Source organism: Mesorhizobium norvegicum (genome assembly GCF_004919685.1).
Lineage (GTDB): Bacteria > Pseudomonadota > Alphaproteobacteria > Rhizobiales > Rhizobiaceae > Mesorhizobium > Mesorhizobium norvegicum.
The window spans coordinates 87817-102174 of sequence record NZ_SMYZ01000012.1 but is presented as its reverse complement, the minus strand read 5'-3'; the positions used below and the strand labels follow the sequence as shown (position 1 = coordinate 102174).

Here is a 14358-nt window from a genome sequence, read left to right as displayed (position 1 = left end):
GCGCGCTATGGACAACGCCCAGGCCGGTGTGGAAGCCGCAACGCACGACGAGCGGACCCGCCTGATATTCTGCCTGTTCACGGCTTGGGCGATGGCGGCGATACTGACTGCAAAAGCCGGTTCCACGCTGCAGGATCCAGACAGCTGGTGGCAAGTGAAGGTCGGGCTGGATTTGCTGGCAAACCGGACATTTCCGACAGTCGACCCTTATTCCTACACGTTTGCCGGCCAGCCATGGATTGCCAAGGAATGGCTGGGGCAGGTCGTGCTGGCTCTTGCCTACCGGGCAGGAGGCTGGAACGGGGTGGTCACCGTTATCATCGCTTCGATTTCCCTGACGGTTTTCCTGATGGGGTGGTTTCTCAGCGCCTGGCTGAAGCCGATCCTGGCCACTATACTGGCCTTCGCCGCGGTGTTCCTGATCATGTCGATCTTCACGGCGCGTCCGCATGTCTTGACCTTCCCGATCATCGTCATCTGGACGGAGATGCTCTTTCGTGCGGCAAGGGAAGAACGGGCGCCGCCCTGGTGGCTGCTCGTGCTGGTCGTTTTGTGGGCGAACCTGCACGCCACCTTCACCCTGAGCTTCATCATCGCGGCTTTCGCCGGTCTCGATCTGCTGGCGCGCACAGGCCTGTCGAAACCAGCCCTCCTGGCGAAATGGATCGCATTCGGTCTGCTTTGCCCGCTGGTCAGCCTGATCCACCCCTATGGCGTCCAGGCCATCCTGGCGACGCTCGCCGTGGCTTACGGCAATGAGGCTGTGCCGCTGATCATGGAATGGAAAGCATTCAATCAGCCGGAGAACTCCGTCCAGGAAGTGGCGATGCTGCTGGGGCTTTTCGGGCTTCTGGTATCACGGTTGCGAATTGGCTGGGCCAAGGCTTTGTTCGTCGTCTTCACCTTGCATGTCTATCTCGCTCATGTGCGTTTCGTGTATCTGTTCTTCCTGCTGGTTCCCTTGGTGATCGCAGTCGAGGTCGCGCAGCAATACCCCTCGCTTTCAGCCACCGCATGGCTGGCGCAAAAGCGCGACGGACTGGAAAAATTCTTCGCCAGGCGATTCTACGCGATCTGCGGCGCGGCGGCCGTCTTGACGGTCAGTGGGGTCGCCGTGCTCGGCAGTATCCATCAGGTCGCGCCGAGCCCGAAGACGTCGGCCAGCGGGGCGCTGGCCTTCGCTGAAAGCCATCATCTGTCCGGCAATGTGATGAATTCCTACAATTTCGGCGGGACGCTGATCTTCCACGGGATCAAGACCTATATCGACGGACGGACGGACCAGCTGTTCCTGGGCGGTTTCACAAAGGCCGATGACGAGACGGGCCAGAGCAACGGCAAGCCGCTTCTCGAAGCCCGGTTGAAGAAATACGCAATCGGCTGGGCGCTGCTGGCCTCCGGCGACAACCGCATCCCCTTCTTCGACCAGCTGGGCTGGAAGCGGGCCTATGCGGACGACTACGCGGTGATCTACCTGCCCGGCACCTGACCCTGCCGCGCCGGTGCGAAGTGCCGGGCATCCAAAATGAGAGCCTCGCTCCGCCGCGCTGCCGGTCAAAGGAAAAGATTGTTGGGAACATCACTTCAGCCCTGGCTAATTCATGTTAGTGCTGACGGCTGGTGATTCCGCAAGACTGGCATTCACAGGGGGGAACGGGGTTATGACAAAGCGACGCGCGACAAAATTTTCCAAGGCCGTTTTCAGTCTGGCCTGGGCGCTGCATCTGGCGGCAGTTCCGATTTCCTACTCGACCAACGCCTACGCGCTCAGCGGCGATGTCAAACTGCCCACGCCTTATGTTTCCAGGGCGATCGAAGCGGTTCTGCTGCCAATCAACGACACGGTGCGCAAGGAATTCAAACTCAAGCCACACGCCCACGGCGTCCTCGTGTTGTCGGTGAAGCCTGGTGGTGCCGGCGAAAAGCAAGGCATCAAGCCGGGCGACGTGATTGCCAAGGTCCACGGCCACAAGATCCACAAGCCGATCGATGTCGATACGGTGGTCTACTATTGGGCGAAAGCAGGCAAATCCGACTTCCGGTTCGATTGCTATCGCGACGGCAAGTCCTACAATTCCAATAGCACCATCACGCTGAGCAGCTACGAAACCGCCATCGATGTCGTCACTGTCGCGACATGGACAAGCTGGTCCGTTGCAACGACCTTCAGCTATTCCGAGTTCTACAGCGAATACAGCCAGGAGATGACGGCGAGCTACGAATCATCCGAGACGACTGTGGAGGCCACCGCATCATCGGAGGAATTCACCTCGGAGGCCAACAGTGAGGCTACCGACGAGAGTTCGGACAGCAAAGCGGATGCGACAACTGACGGCGCGAGCGACCAGGCGACAGAGCCGAGCGATCAGCCGGAGGCTTCCGGAACCGACGACACCGATGCTTCCGCCGCGGAAGACAATTCCGACGGCGGTGACGACGGCGACGCTGCCGACGACAGTTCCGGCGGCGATGATTCCGGCGGTGGCGATGACGGCGGCGGTGGCGACGATGGCGGTGACGACAACTAGTCTCCCAGCCGGCTGAGTGCCGAATCGGCAGACACAATCAGCCTTTGGTTTGGGTGGCTTTGCGATTGCCCGAGCCTATGCCGTCATGATAACGAGAACACGCGCGGGTATGATGTAATGGTAGCTTGTCAGCTTCCCAAGCTGAACGCGAGGGTTCGATTCCCTCTACCCGCTCCAGTCTAGGGCGCCAGAAACAATCTCAGCGCCTGCTTGTTCGTCGAACAAAACCGAGCAGCCTCGCGCAAGCGCCACCGTCGCGAGGGCGTTTGCCACTGCGTCATCCGATGAAACGAAATCGCCGGTCAGTACCCGCAATTCTTCCACGCTTTCAGCCATGGACACGAAATTCCCGACCGATCGATCGTGCTTGCAGGCTTCGACCACGTAAAGCAGATCGATGATTTCGAAGCTGCACATGTTCAGTCTCCAGAAGAAATCGTCCCTTGCAAGATCATGAACGCATCGGCAGGAAACAATGTTCCCGGCTCGCTTCCGCTAGCCTCGGCCTGGCGGCTCTTTCATGTGCTTTGCGCGCCCGATCGAACTCGACGCCAGACAACCCTACCCGAGCCACCCATCAACCCACTTCCCGCAGAATGAAATCATGCAGCATCTTGGCGGCCGGCGACAGAACGCGGTTCTTCACCGTGATCAGGCTGTAGGGCCTGACCTCGATGTCGAATTCGGTCTGGACGACATCGATGGCGCCGGCCAGCCCGTCGGGGTTCTGGATGAATTTCGCCACCTGGACCGAGACCGGCGCAATGGCATCGGACTGCGCAACCATGACCAGGGTCAGAAGCAGTGAGCTGGTGTTGAGGATGCGGTCCGGCAAAGCGATGTTGCGGTTGAGGAAATTGCTCTCCATCGCCTGGCGCAAGGGCGAGCCGCCCGACTGGAAGACCCAGTCATAGGCGGCGGTCTCTTCCAGCCGCACCGCCTTTCCCTTGGTGAGCGGATGGCCGCGGCGCACGATCAGGCACGCCTTCTCGACGCCGATGACGCGCGACTCGAACAGCCGCGGATTGAGGTCGTCGGGGATGCGCGCGATGATGAAATCATGGCGCGTGGCGATCAGCTCGCGCGCCAGCACGTTGGAGGTCTCGACCTGCATGGTGATCTCGATGCGCGGATAGATGCGGCGGATTTCGCGAATTGCCGGCACCGCCAGCTCGATCGCAGGCGCCGTCACGGCACCGAGGAAAACCGAACCACCCTTGCCCGCCTTGAGCTCGGAAATCTCGCGGTCGACCTCGCGCATCTCCAAGAGGATCGAGCGCGCGCGCCTGGCCAAAGCCTTGCCGTAGGGCGTCAAGGTGATCCCGCGCGGCAATCTTTCACACAGCTTGACCTCCAGCACCGCCTCCATCTCGCTGATCATGCGCGAGGCCGCCGGCTGCGAAATGTTCATCACCTGCGCCGCCGCGCTGACCCGGCCATGATCGTCGAGCGCGACGATCATGCGCATGTGACGCAGGCTGAGCCCGCTGCGCAGCAGGGTTTCGCCATCGCCTGGCGTCTCTCTGTAACCATTTGAAACTGCAGTCGCATTCCCTAGCGCAGCCATTACTTTCCCCTCTCTTCTGCTCGCCGACGGGCGGCATTGGGATCAGCCCGTCACACCGCAATAACATATACCAACCATGATATAGCAACCATCAAAGATCGCATTTGACAGTTATGGCAAAGAGCCACACCCTTCGCGCGTTCCGAGACGTGACGGTCGCTGACGAGAAAAATCGTATCGATTGAAATCAGCGCCTCGGGGCCATGGGAGGATACCGGAGATCGATATGACGGCAGCAGTGCCTTGGCGCTTCTGCACGATTGCGCGGCCCGCGACCCCCGGGGTGCCGCGTCCATCAACCAGGGAGAGTTAAAGTGAAAATCATCAAGACACTGGCCGCCGTCGCGGCCCTTGGCATCGCTGCCATGACCTACTCGGCGCACGCAGCCGACAAGGGTCTTGTCGGCGTGCTGATGCCGACCAAGACCTCGCAGCGCTGGATCAATGACGGTGACGCCGTCAAGTCCCAGCTCGAGGCTCTCGGCTACACCGTCGACCTGCAATATGCGCAGGACGACATCCCCAACCAGCTCAGCCAGCTGGAAAACGAAATCACCAAGGGCCCGAAGGCGCTGATCATCGCTTCGATCGACGGCACCACCCTGTCGGATGCGCTGCAGAAGGCCGCTGACGCCGGTGTCGTCGTCGTCGCCTATGACCGCCTGATCAAGAAGACCGCCAATGTCGACTACTACACCACCTTCGACAATTTCGGCGTCGGCGTCATCCAGGCGAATTCGCTGGTCAAGGGCCTCAAGGAGCGCTTCCCGAACACCAAGCCGTGGAACGTCGAACTGTTCGGCGGCTCGCCCGACGACAACAACGCCTTCTTCTTCTACAATGGTGCGATTTCCGTGCTGCAGCCGCTGATCGACGACGGCTCGATCAAGATCAAGTCCGGCCAGACCGGCATGGACAAGGTCGGCACGCTGCGCTGGCTGGCGGCCACCGCCCAGGCGCGCATGGACAATCTGCTGTCGGCCAACTATTCGGACGGCAGCCGCGTCGATGGCGTTCTGTCGCCCTATGACGGCCTGTCGCGCGGCATCACCGCCTCGCTGCGCGCCGTCGGCTACGGCACGGACGCCCAGCCCTGGCCGGTCGTGACCGGTCAGGACGCCGAGACCGCCTCGGTCAAGCTGATCATCTCGGGCGAGCAGTACTCGACCGTGTTCAAGGACACCCGCGAACTGGCCAAGTCGACCGTTGAGCTCGTCGACAAGGTGCTCTCGGGTGGCAAGCCGGATGGCCTCGACACCAAGACCTACAACAACGATGTCAAGGTCGTTCCCTCGATCCTCTTGACGCCGCATGAGGTCGACAAGTCGAACTACCAGGCACTGGTCGTCGACTCCGGCTACATCAAGGCCGACGAGCTGAAGTAACCCCGGTTACAAAGTCAGGGGTCCTGCGCAACGCAGGGCCCCTTTTCGTTCACCAGCGAGCCCGGTATTGTTACCGACCTCGCCGGCAGTGTTTGCCGACCTCTCAAGGAGCGGTAGTTCCCATGGCCTCGACGATTTTGGAGATGCGCGACATCACCAAGACGTTCCCCGGCGTGAAGGCGCTGTCGAACGTCAACCTCAGCGTCGAGGAGGGCGAGATCCATGCCGTGGTCGGCGAGAACGGCGCCGGCAAGTCGACGCTGATGAAGGTGCTCTCGGGCGTCTATCCCACAGGCACCTATGACGGCCAGATCATCTTTCAGGGCCAGGAATGCCATTTCAAAGGCATCCATGACAGCGAACACAAGGGCATCGTCATCATCCACCAGGAGCTTGCCCTGGTGCCGATGCTGTCGATTGCCGAAAACATCTTCCTCGGCAACGAGCACGCCAGATACGGCGTCATCGACTGGAATGCCAACGAAGCGCGCACCAGCGCCCTGTTGAAGAAGGTGGGCCTCAAGGAGGACCCCAAGACGCTGATCACCAATATCGGCGTCGGCAAGCAGCAGCTGGTCGAGATCGCCAAGGCGCTGAGCAAGGAAGTCAAGCTGCTGATTCTCGACGAGCCGACGGCGTCGCTCAGCGAAAAGGACAGCCAGGCGCTGCTCGACCTTCTGCTCGAATTCAAGCGGCAAGGCATGACCTCGATCCTGATCTCGCACAAGCTCAACGAGGTGAACCGGGTCGCCGACAAGGTCACCGTCATCCGTGACGGGCGCACCATCGAGACACTGGCCAAGAAGGACATCTCGGAAGACCGCATCATCACCTCGATGGTCGGCCGTTCACTCGACGACCGCTATCCGCCGCGCGAGCCTGATATCGGCGAGGTCGTGTTCGAAGTGAAGAACTGGTCGGTCTATCACCCGCTCCATGCCGACCGGCAGGTGATCAAGGGCATCGACATCAATGTGCGCAAGGGCGAGGTTGTGGGCATTGCCGGGCTGATGGGGGCCGGCCGCACCGAATTCGCCATGAGCATCTTCGGACGCTCCTATGGCCGCCGCATCACGGGCGAGGTGCTGCTCAAGGGCAAGCCGATCGATGTCTCCTCGGTGAGCAGGGCGGTCGAACACGGAATCGCCTACGTGACCGAGGATCGCAAGACCTACGGCCTCAACCTCATCGACCATATCAAGCACAACATCACGCTGGCCAATCTTAGCGGCGTGTCGCGCCATAGCGTGATCGACGACATGCGCGAGCTCGCCGTTGCCAACGACTATCGCAAGAAGACCAATATCCGCGCTTCCAGCGTCTATCAGATGACCGGCAATCTTTCCGGCGGCAACCAGCAGAAGGTGGTGCTGTCGAAATGGCTGTTCGCCGACCCGGAAGTGCTGATCCTCGACGAGCCGACACGCGGCATCGATGTCGGCGCCAAGTACGAAATCTACACGATCATCGCCCGGCTCGCCGCCGAAGGTAAGGCGATCGTGGTCATTTCGTCGGAAATGCCAGAACTGCTCGGCATCACCGACCGCATCTACGTCATGAACGAAGGGCGCATGGTGGGCGAAATGCCCGCGGCGGAAGCAAGCCAGGAAAAAATAATGCGCGCCATCGTTCGGGGAGAAGGAAAAGCAGCATGAGCACCGAAATCGCCCCCGCCCCGCAGGGCAACGTCGCCGAAGAACAGCGCCCGCGCATCGCCGTCTCGGCGCTAACGACGAACCTGCGCGAATACGGCCTGATTATCGCGCTGATCGTCATCATGCTGTTCTTCCAGTTCACCACGTCGGGAACGCTGTTCAAGCCGGTCAACCTCAGCAACCTGGTGCAGCAGAACTCGTTCATCATCGTGATGGCGCTGGGCATGCTGCTGGTGATCGTTTCCGGCTATATCGACCTCAGCGTCGGATCGGTCGCCGGTTTCATCGGCGCGCTGGCGGCAAACATGATGGTCATCTGGCAGCTCGGACCGCTCAGCAATCCGCTGGTGGTTTCGATCGTCTGCCTGATCGTGGGCGGCCTGATCGGCGCGGCGCAAGGCTATTGGATCGCCTATCACCGAATACCGAGCTTCATCGTGACGCTGGCGGGCATGCTGATCTTCCGCGGCATCTGCCAGGCGCTGCTGGGCGGCGGATCCTCAGTCGGTCCGCTTCCGGACGACTTCAAAATGCTCAGCTCCGGCTTCATCCCGGATGTGATCGGCCCGCTGACGCTGATCCCGCCGACGGTGAACGCGGCTGGCAAGACCATCATGGGCAGCGGCCTGACACTGCACATGACGACGATCGTGCTCGGTCTGATCGCCGTGCTGGCCTATGCCTATTTCGGGGTGAGGACGCGACGCAAGCGCGAACGCCATGGCTATGAGGCCGAGCCCTTCCCTCTGTTCATCATCAAGACGCTGGTCGCCAGCGCGCTGGCGCTGTTCCTGGTTTATGAGTTCGCCAGCTACAGGGGCCTGCCGGTGGTGCTTCTCGTCATGGGCGTGCTGATCTCGCTGTTCGTCTTCGTCACCAAGCGCATGACCATCGGCCGCCGTATCTACGCCATGGGCGGTAACGCCAAGGCGGCGCAACTGTCGGGCATCAACACCGAGCGACTGACGCTGATGGTGTTCATCAATATGGGCGTGCTGTCGGCGCTCGGCGGCCTGATCATCGCGGCGCGCCTCGGCCAGGCCGTGCCGGCGGCGGGCCTCGGCTCCGAGCTCGACGTCATCGCTGCCGTCTTCATCGGCGGCGCCTCGGCGATGGGCGGCGTCGGCCAGGTCATCGGCGCGGTGGTCGGCGGCTTTATCATGGGCGTCATGAACAACGGCATGTCGATCATGGGCGTCAATGTCGACTGGCAGCAGGTGGTCAAAGGCCTGGTGCTGCTCGGCGCCGTGATCTTCGACGTCTACAACAAGAACAAGGCTTGAACAGGCTTTAGGCGAGGCAAGCAGGAGGCATACGATCGCGGCGCTGCCGGCAGACCCGCCGGCGTAAAGAAGTCCCCTGAGGGACCAGGCCCGCGAGCGCAATCCGAACGGAGACTATCAACCGTGGCATGGACGACGTCCCGGCCGCGCTGAGCAAGGTTTGCCGTTTTGGCAACCTGCCAAGGCAAATGAGAGAGGATTCATCATGCTGATCTCCCAGATCCTTGACGACGCCGAGACCATCCGCGTCGTCGCCCGCAATGGCGGCAAGACCCGGATCATCAACGGCGCCCGCAGCGTCTATTCGCTAGCGATGGAGGCAGCCCGCACCGGCGTCGGCCTCGTCGCGCTGATCGAACGCAAGGGGCTTGGCGAGACGGTCGATCTCGAGGCGGCCTACAAGAAGGGGCGGCTGCTGTCGCCGATCAACCACCCCGACCCGGCGCATCTGCACCTGACCGGCACCGGGCTGACGCATCTCGGCTCAGCTGCGACACGCGATTCCATGCACAAGAAGCTCAGCGCCGATGGCGAGGAGCAGCTGACCGATTCCATGAAGATGTTCCGCATGGGGCTGGAGGGCGGCAAGCCCGCGACAGGCCAGATCGGCGTGCAGCCGGAATGGTTCTACAAGGGCAACGGCACGATGGCGGTGGCACCAGGTGCCGCACTCCTGTCACCGGCTTTCGCCAAGGATGCCGGCGAAGAGCCCGAGGTGGCCGGCATCTATGTCATCGGCGATGACGGCGCGCCGTTCCGCGTCGGCTTCACGCTGTCGAACGAGTTCTCCGACCACGTCACCGAGCGCGTGAACTATCTGTTCCTCGCCCATTCCAAGCTGCGCAACGCCTCGTTCGGCCCGGAGATCCTGATCGGCGACCTGCCTTCCGATATCAGGGGCACCTCGCGCATCGTGCGTGACAGCGAGGTGCTGTGGGAAAAGCCGTTCCTGTCCGGGGAAGCGAACATGTCGCACACCATCGCCAATCTCGAACATCATCACTTCAAATATGCAGCCTTCCGCCAGCCGGGCGACGTGCATGTGCACATGTTCGGCACGGCGACGCTGTCCTTCGCCGACGGCATCAAGACCGAGGCCGGCGACGTGTTCGAGATCGAGGCCAAGGATTTCGGCCTGCCGCTGCGCAATCCGCTTGAGATCGAACAGCCGGTGAAGGTGGCCGTGAAGGCGCTTTGAGGGCGTAATCTCCCCCCTTGTGGGGGAGATGGCCGGCAGGCCAGAGGGGGGCGCTGTCCCTCCGGCGTCTCAATCGACTAACTTTGAGTGCAGGGTATTCTTGGCTGCTGGGAGGGAGAGGCTGGCGATCCTTCGCGCCCCCCTCTGCCCTGCCGGGCATCTCCCCCACGAGGGGGGAGATTGGCAACTCCAACCTCAATAAATATCAAAGTCGAAATACTTGGCCTGGATCTTCTTGTAGGTGCCGTCGGCGACGATGGCGTCGATGGCCGCGTTGAGCTTGTCGCGCAGTGCGGTGTCTTCCAGGCGGACGGCAATGCCGGCTTGCGTTTCCGTACCCTTGACGTCGCCGATTAATTTGCAGCAGCCGTCGCTAGCCTTCTTCAACCAGTCCATCAGCACGAACTTGTCCGAGATAACGGCATCAAGCCTGCCGTTGGTCAGGTCGGTGATCGCCTCTTCCTGGGTTGGGTAGAGTTTTGCCTCCGCACCCGCCTTGCCATAGGTATTCTGGGCATAGTCGGCCTGCGTGGTCGAAGCCTGGGCGCCGACCGTCTTGCCGGCCAGGGCTGCCGGTTCGGTCGAGGTGAGATCGCTGTCCTTCGGCGCCACCAGAGCGAGCGGTGTCGTATAGTATTTGTTGGTGAAGGCGACCTGTTTCTTGCGCTCCTCGGTGATGCTCATCGAAGCGATGATGGCATCGAATTTCTTGGCCTGCAGGGCGGGAATGATGCCGTCCCAGTCCTGGGTGACGATTTCGCATTCGACCTTCATCTGCGCGCACAGCGCATTGGCGATGTCGATATCGAAGCCCTCGACCTTGCCGTCCGCCGTAATGGTGTTGAACGGCGGATAGGCGCCCTCGGTGCCGATCTTGATCTTTTCCTGCGCCTGCGACAGCGAGCCGGCCGCCAGCACCAGCATGGCAGCGCCTGCTGCCGATATGATCCATTTCGAAATCTGCATTTTCTTGGTTCCCCTTGAAGCTTGACGACCAGCAAGGCAGCCAAGCATGGCGAGCCAGTGCAGGCAAGTATTTTGCCTGACGGTGATAGACGCTCAGCGCGCGGCGCGAAAATGCTTGGACAGCTTTAGGCCCTGCGCCTGGTAGTTGGAGCCGAGATCGGTGCCGTAGAGCGCCTGCGGCCGCTTCAGCATGTGCTCGTAAACCAGCCGGCCGACGATCTGGCCATGGTCGAGGATGAACGGCACTTCGTGGCTGCGCACTTCGAGCACAGCCCGGCTGCCGGTGCCACCGGACGCGGAATGGCCAAAGCCCGGATCGAAGAAGCCGGCATAGTGGACGCGGAACTCGCCGACCAGCGGATCGAAGGGCGTCATCTCGGCGGCATAGAGCGGCGGTACATGCACCGCCTCCTGGCTGACGAGGATGTAGAACTCGTCGGGATCGAGCACCAGCTCGCCGGCGCCGCTCTTGTGGATCGGCTCCCAGAAGTCGACGACCTCCTGTGCGGCGCGCTTGTCGACATCGACGAGACCGGTGTGATGCTTGCCGCGGTAGCCGACCAGGCCGTTTTGATCGCCGTTGAGGTCGATCGACAGCGCGATGCCGCCGCCGGAAATGTTCGGCGGCTCGGTGGCGACCAGCATCTGCGCGCGATGCAACTCATGCAGCTCGGCTTCCGAGAGCAGCGCATTGCCGGAGCGGAAACGGATCTGCGACAGACGCGAACCGGTGCGAGCGACGATCGGGAACGTACGCGGGCTGACCTCCAGATAGAGTGGGCCATGATAGCCGGCGGCGATCTTGTCGAACTCGTGGCCGCGATCGGTCATGACGCGGGTGAAGATGTCGAGCCGCCCGGTCGAACTCTTCGGATTGGCTGAAGCCGAAATGTCCGCCGGTAATGCCAGGCTTTCAAGCAAGGGCACGATATAGACGCAGCCGGTCTCCAGCACCGCGCCCTCGGCCAGATCGATTTCGTGCAGCTGCAGCCGGTCGAGCTTTTCCGAAACCTTGTGGTTGGGGCCCGGCAGGAAGGAAGCACGCACCCGCCAGGCCTTGTCGCCGAGCCTGAGATCAAGACTGGCCGGCTGGATCTGGTCGGCATCAAGCGCACGCGTCGACTTCAGCGCGCCGGACTGGAACAGCGCCGAGATGTCCTGATCGGGAAGAATGCCTGTCTGCCGCAAGGCTCCGCTCCTTAGCCGCTGGTACAAACCTCTTAATCAAGCCGGCAATTGACGCAAGCGTGGCGCGGGTCTAAAGGGTCGTTATCCCGTGGTGATTTGGCCGGTCGGCTTGCAGCCACGTTAAACAAGTCGCTAAAGGACCGTCGGGCCGCAAGGCCCTATGGACCGGTTGCGACTTTCGCGGCCGGTTTTTTTGTGTCTGGAAGAAGAGCGATGAGCACCAACAAGCGCAACTGGAAGCCTCAGACGGCACTCGTGCACAGCGGAACGCTGCGTTCCGGTTTCGGCGAAACGTCGGAAGCGATTTACCTCACCCAGGGCTATGTCTACGAAACGGCGCAGGCCGCCGAAGCCCGTTTCAAGGGCGAGGAGCCGGGCTTCATCTATTCGCGGTACGCCAATCCGACCGTCGACATGTTCGAAAAACGCATGTGCGCGCTGGAAGGTGCGGAAGACGCCCGCGCCACCGCGTCCGGAATGGCCGCGGTGACGGCAGCCCTTTTGTGCAGCGCCAAGGCCGGCGATCATATCGTGGCGGCGCGCGCGCTGTTCGGCTCGTGCCGCTGGGTGGTCGAGACGCTGGCGCCCAAATACGGCATCGAGGCGACGCTGGTCGACGGCACCGACATCGCCAATTGGGAAAAGGCGGTCAAGCCGAACACCAAGCTGTTCTTCCTGGAAAGCCCGACCAATCCGACGCTGGAGGTGGTCGACATCGCTGCGGTCGCCTCGCTTGCCAATTCGATCGGGGCGCGACTGATCGTCGACAATGTCTTCGCCACGCCCTTGCAGCAGAAGCCGTTGCAGCTCGGCGCCCACATCGTCGTCTATTCGGCGACCAAGCATATTGACGGCCAGGGTCGCTGCCTCGGCGGCGTCATCCTGTCGGACAAGAAGTGGATCGACGAGAACCTGCACGATTATTTCCGCCACACCGGGCCCAGCCTGTCGCCCTTCAACGCCTGGACGCTGCTGAAGGGTCTGGAGACGCTGCCGCTACGGGTGCGCCAACAGACGGAAAGCGCAGGCCGGATCGCGGATTTCCTGGCCGAGCGGCCAGAAATCGCCCGTGTCATCTATCCCGGCCGCGCCGACCACCCGCAGGCCGATATCGTCAAGAAGCAGATGTCGGGCGGCTCGACCCTGATCTGCCTCGACGTCAAGGGCGGCAAGCAGGCGGCCTTCGCCTTGCAGAACGCGCTCGACATCGTGCTGATCTCCAACAATCTCGGCGACGCCAAGAGCCTGATCACCCACCCAGCGACGACGACGCACAAGAATCTGAGTGACGAGGCCCGCGCCGAACTCGGCATCGGGCCGGGCACGCTCAGACTGTCGGTCGGCCTGGAGGACACCGACGATCTGCTTGAGGACATCGCGCAGGCGCTGAAGGCCAGATAAGAGGGCCTTCAGGCGCCGGACGGCGTCTCTTCCAGTTCGGCCGCCTTGGTGCCAATGGTCATCGCGTTGCCGCGCCAGTCGACGGCGCCGCCGAGCCAGCCCCGCGCCCACATCGCCGGCAGGATCAGGTCGCGTGCCATGATCGCCGCGACCATGCGTGGCGACAGGTACCAGCCCTTGGACCAGGCCAGGGCGCACTCGGGAAGGTAGAAGGCCGCCAATACGGCAATGGCGGTTGCCCAGAGGCTGACGCCGGCACTTGCCGCCGCAATCAGCGCAAGCACCAGCGGCACGACCGCGCCGGTCAGGATTTCGGGTGCGAAGAACAGGGGGAAGGTGACGCGGCGCAGGCGCGCCCAGCGGGCCTGACGCGACCAGATCTCGTCGAACGTGCGCCGGCCGAGCGGCTGCTCGAAGGGCGCGGCGACGAGATTGACGCGCAGGCCGAGGCCATTGACCAGCTTGGTCGCGGCGGCGTCCTCGGCGATCTCGGCGGCCAGCGCGCGGATGCCGCCATTGGCGTCGAGCATCGGCTTGTTCCAGAGCATGCTCTTGCCCTGGGCGAAGCCAAGGCCAAGCGCCTCGCCGGCATATTGCCAGCGCGCCTGCAGCGTGTTGAGGAAAGCGCATTCGACTTCAGCCCAGAAGCCGGCCGGCCGCGAGCCGATCGGCGTCGAACAGACAAGGCCGGTGTCGGGCCGCCAGGCAGCCATGAGGTGCTGGACGTAATCCCTCGGCATCAGCACGTTGGAATCGGCCAGGATAACCCAGTCGTGCCGGGCCGCTTCCCAGCCCTTGACGCAATTGTTGAGTTTCGGATTGGCGCTGATGCGGTCGTCGCCGATCAGCAGCCGGGCCGGCACCTTCGGAAACCGGGCAATCGCCCTGTTTATCAGTTTGACCACCGGATCGTCGGCATGGGCGACGCAGAAGATCAGCTCGTAGCGCGGCCAGTTGAGCGAGAAGGCGCGCTCCAGCGTCTCATGCGTGAACGGCTCGACGCCACGCGACGGCACGACGATCGACACCGGCTGTGGCTTGCCGGCCGGCGGTGCGATGGTGTGGCGCCGTTTCAGGCGCGAAGCGGCAAGCACGATGCTGGCGAGATTTGAGAGGATGAGAGCAGTCGAAAGCGTGGCGGCTATGAGAGTGAGTTCCATCGAGATCCGGTCACTCCAGAAAAACCG

The 14358-nt window shown here is 62.2% G+C and carries 12 protein-coding genes, 1 tRNA gene and 1 riboswitch; of the genes, 8 read left to right on the top strand and 5 right to left on the bottom strand.

Going from position 1 to position 14358, the window contains the following annotated elements; all coding sequences use genetic code 11:
• Positions 1-7 precede the first annotated feature (7 nt).
• From FCU66_RS05075 to FCU66_RS05065, 3 genes are all read left to right on the top strand, one after another.
• The gene (locus tag FCU66_RS05075) at positions 8-1489 is read left to right on the top strand and encodes a hypothetical protein (protein WP_136619660.1); all 1482 of its coding nucleotides are present in this window, start codon (positions 8-10) and stop codon (positions 1487-1489) included.
• A gap of 172 nt (positions 1490-1661) precedes the next feature.
• A complete protein-coding gene (locus FCU66_RS05070) occupies positions 1662-2528 on the top strand; it encodes a PDZ domain-containing protein (protein ID WP_168991981.1) in 867 nt (288 codons plus the stop codon).
• Positions 2529-2631: 103 nt separating this feature from the next.
• A tRNA-Gly gene (locus FCU66_RS05065) sits at positions 2632-2705 on the top strand.
• Here FCU66_RS05065 and FCU66_RS05060 read toward each other — a convergent pair.
• Both FCU66_RS05060 and FCU66_RS05055 read right to left on the bottom strand, forming a co-directional pair.
• Positions 2694-2945: a hypothetical protein gene (locus tag FCU66_RS05060; RefSeq protein ID WP_136619658.1), complete on the bottom strand. Its 252-nt coding sequence runs from the start codon at positions 2943-2945 to the stop codon at positions 2694-2696. The two genes, FCU66_RS05065 and FCU66_RS05060, sit on opposite strands and share 12 nt — an antisense overlap.
• A 160-nt stretch (positions 2946-3105) precedes the next feature.
• Positions 3106-4095: a LysR family transcriptional regulator gene (locus FCU66_RS05055; protein WP_136619657.1), complete on the bottom strand. Its 990-nt coding sequence runs from the start codon at positions 4093-4095 to the stop codon at positions 3106-3108.
• Positions 4096-4409: 314 nt separating this feature from the next.
• Here FCU66_RS05055 and chvE point away from each other — a divergent pair, with 314 nt between their 5' ends.
• The 4 genes from chvE to araD1 all read left to right on the top strand — a co-directional run bounded on the left by chvE (position 4410) and on the right by araD1 (position 9616).
• Positions 4410-5480, top strand: a complete 1071-nt coding sequence (gene chvE / locus FCU66_RS05050) for a multiple monosaccharide ABC transporter substrate-binding protein (RefSeq protein WP_136619656.1) — start codon at positions 4410-4412, stop codon at positions 5478-5480.
• Positions 5481-5602: 122 nt separating this feature from the next.
• Positions 5603-7135: a multiple monosaccharide ABC transporter ATP-binding protein gene (gene mmsA, locus FCU66_RS05045; protein ID WP_136619655.1), complete on the top strand. Its 1533-nt coding sequence runs from the start codon at positions 5603-5605 to the stop codon at positions 7133-7135.
• On the top strand, positions 7132-8418 hold the full coding sequence (gene mmsB / locus FCU66_RS05040; RefSeq protein ID WP_136619654.1) for a multiple monosaccharide ABC transporter permease: 1287 nt from the start codon (positions 7132-7134) through the stop codon (positions 8416-8418). Before mmsA ends, mmsB begins: the two co-directional genes overlap by 4 nt.
• Before the next feature lie 205 nt (positions 8419-8623).
• A complete protein-coding gene (gene araD1, locus FCU66_RS05035) occupies positions 8624-9616 on the top strand; it encodes an AraD1 family protein (protein ID WP_136619653.1) in 993 nt (330 codons plus the stop codon).
• Positions 9617-9811: 195 nt separating this feature from the next.
• Here the strand turns inward: araD1 and FCU66_RS05025 are convergent, their stop codons facing one another.
• Together FCU66_RS05025 and FCU66_RS05020 are read right to left on the bottom strand one after the other, a co-directional pair.
• Positions 9812-10582, bottom strand: a complete 771-nt coding sequence (locus FCU66_RS05025; RefSeq protein ID WP_136619652.1) for an ABC transporter substrate-binding protein — start codon at positions 10580-10582, stop codon at positions 9812-9814.
• Between the two features lie 93 nt (positions 10583-10675).
• The gene (locus tag FCU66_RS05020) at positions 10676-11770 is read right to left on the bottom strand and encodes a 2'-deoxycytidine 5'-triphosphate deaminase (protein ID WP_136619651.1); all 1095 of its coding nucleotides are present in this window, start codon (positions 11768-11770) and stop codon (positions 10676-10678) included.
• A gap of 78 nt (positions 11771-11848) precedes the next feature.
• Positions 11849-11926: riboswitch (SAM riboswitch) on the top strand.
• Between the two features lie 57 nt (positions 11927-11983).
• On the opposite strand from FCU66_RS05020, the gene FCU66_RS05015 reads away from it, so the two are divergent.
• Positions 11984-13171, top strand: a complete 1188-nt coding sequence (locus tag FCU66_RS05015) for an O-succinylhomoserine sulfhydrylase (protein ID WP_136619650.1) — start codon at positions 11984-11986, stop codon at positions 13169-13171.
• A gap of 8 nt (positions 13172-13179) precedes the next feature.
• Here the strand turns inward: FCU66_RS05015 and FCU66_RS05010 are convergent, their stop codons facing one another.
• Entirely contained in the window at positions 13180-14331 is a 1152-nt protein-coding gene (locus FCU66_RS05010; protein WP_136619649.1) for a ceramide glucosyltransferase, read from the bottom strand.
• Positions 14332-14358 lie beyond the last annotated feature (27 nt).

Bases quoted from the DNA above. Each gene is read 5' to 3' on its own strand.
- mmsA (WP_136619655.1), top strand. From the start codon at position 5,603: ATGGCCTCGACGATTTTGGAGATGCGCGACATCACCAAGACGTTCCCC.
- FCU66_RS05070 (WP_168991981.1), top strand. From the start codon at position 1,662: ATGACAAAGCGACGCGCGACAAAATTTTCCAAGGCCGTTTTCAGTCTG.
- FCU66_RS05060 (WP_136619658.1), bottom strand. From the start codon at position 2,945: ATGTGCAGCTTCGAAATCATCGATCTGCTTTACGTGGTCGAAGCCTGC.
- FCU66_RS05075 (WP_136619660.1), top strand. From the start codon at position 8: ATGGACAACGCCCAGGCCGGTGTGGAAGCCGCAACGCACGACGAGCGG.
- FCU66_RS05010 (WP_136619649.1), bottom strand. From the start codon at position 14,331: ATGGAACTCACTCTCATAGCCGCCACGCTTTCGACTGCTCTCATCCTC.
- FCU66_RS05025 (WP_136619652.1), bottom strand. From the start codon at position 10,582: ATGCAGATTTCGAAATGGATCATATCGGCAGCAGGCGCTGCCATGCTG.
- araD1 (WP_136619653.1), top strand. From the start codon at position 8,624: ATGCTGATCTCCCAGATCCTTGACGACGCCGAGACCATCCGCGTCGTC.
- mmsB (WP_136619654.1), top strand. From the start codon at position 7,132: ATGAGCACCGAAATCGCCCCCGCCCCGCAGGGCAACGTCGCCGAAGAA.
- FCU66_RS05015 (WP_136619650.1), top strand. From the start codon at position 11,984: ATGAGCACCAACAAGCGCAACTGGAAGCCTCAGACGGCACTCGTGCAC.
- FCU66_RS05055 (WP_136619657.1), bottom strand. From the start codon at position 4,095: ATGGCTGCGCTAGGGAATGCGACTGCAGTTTCAAATGGTTACAGAGAG.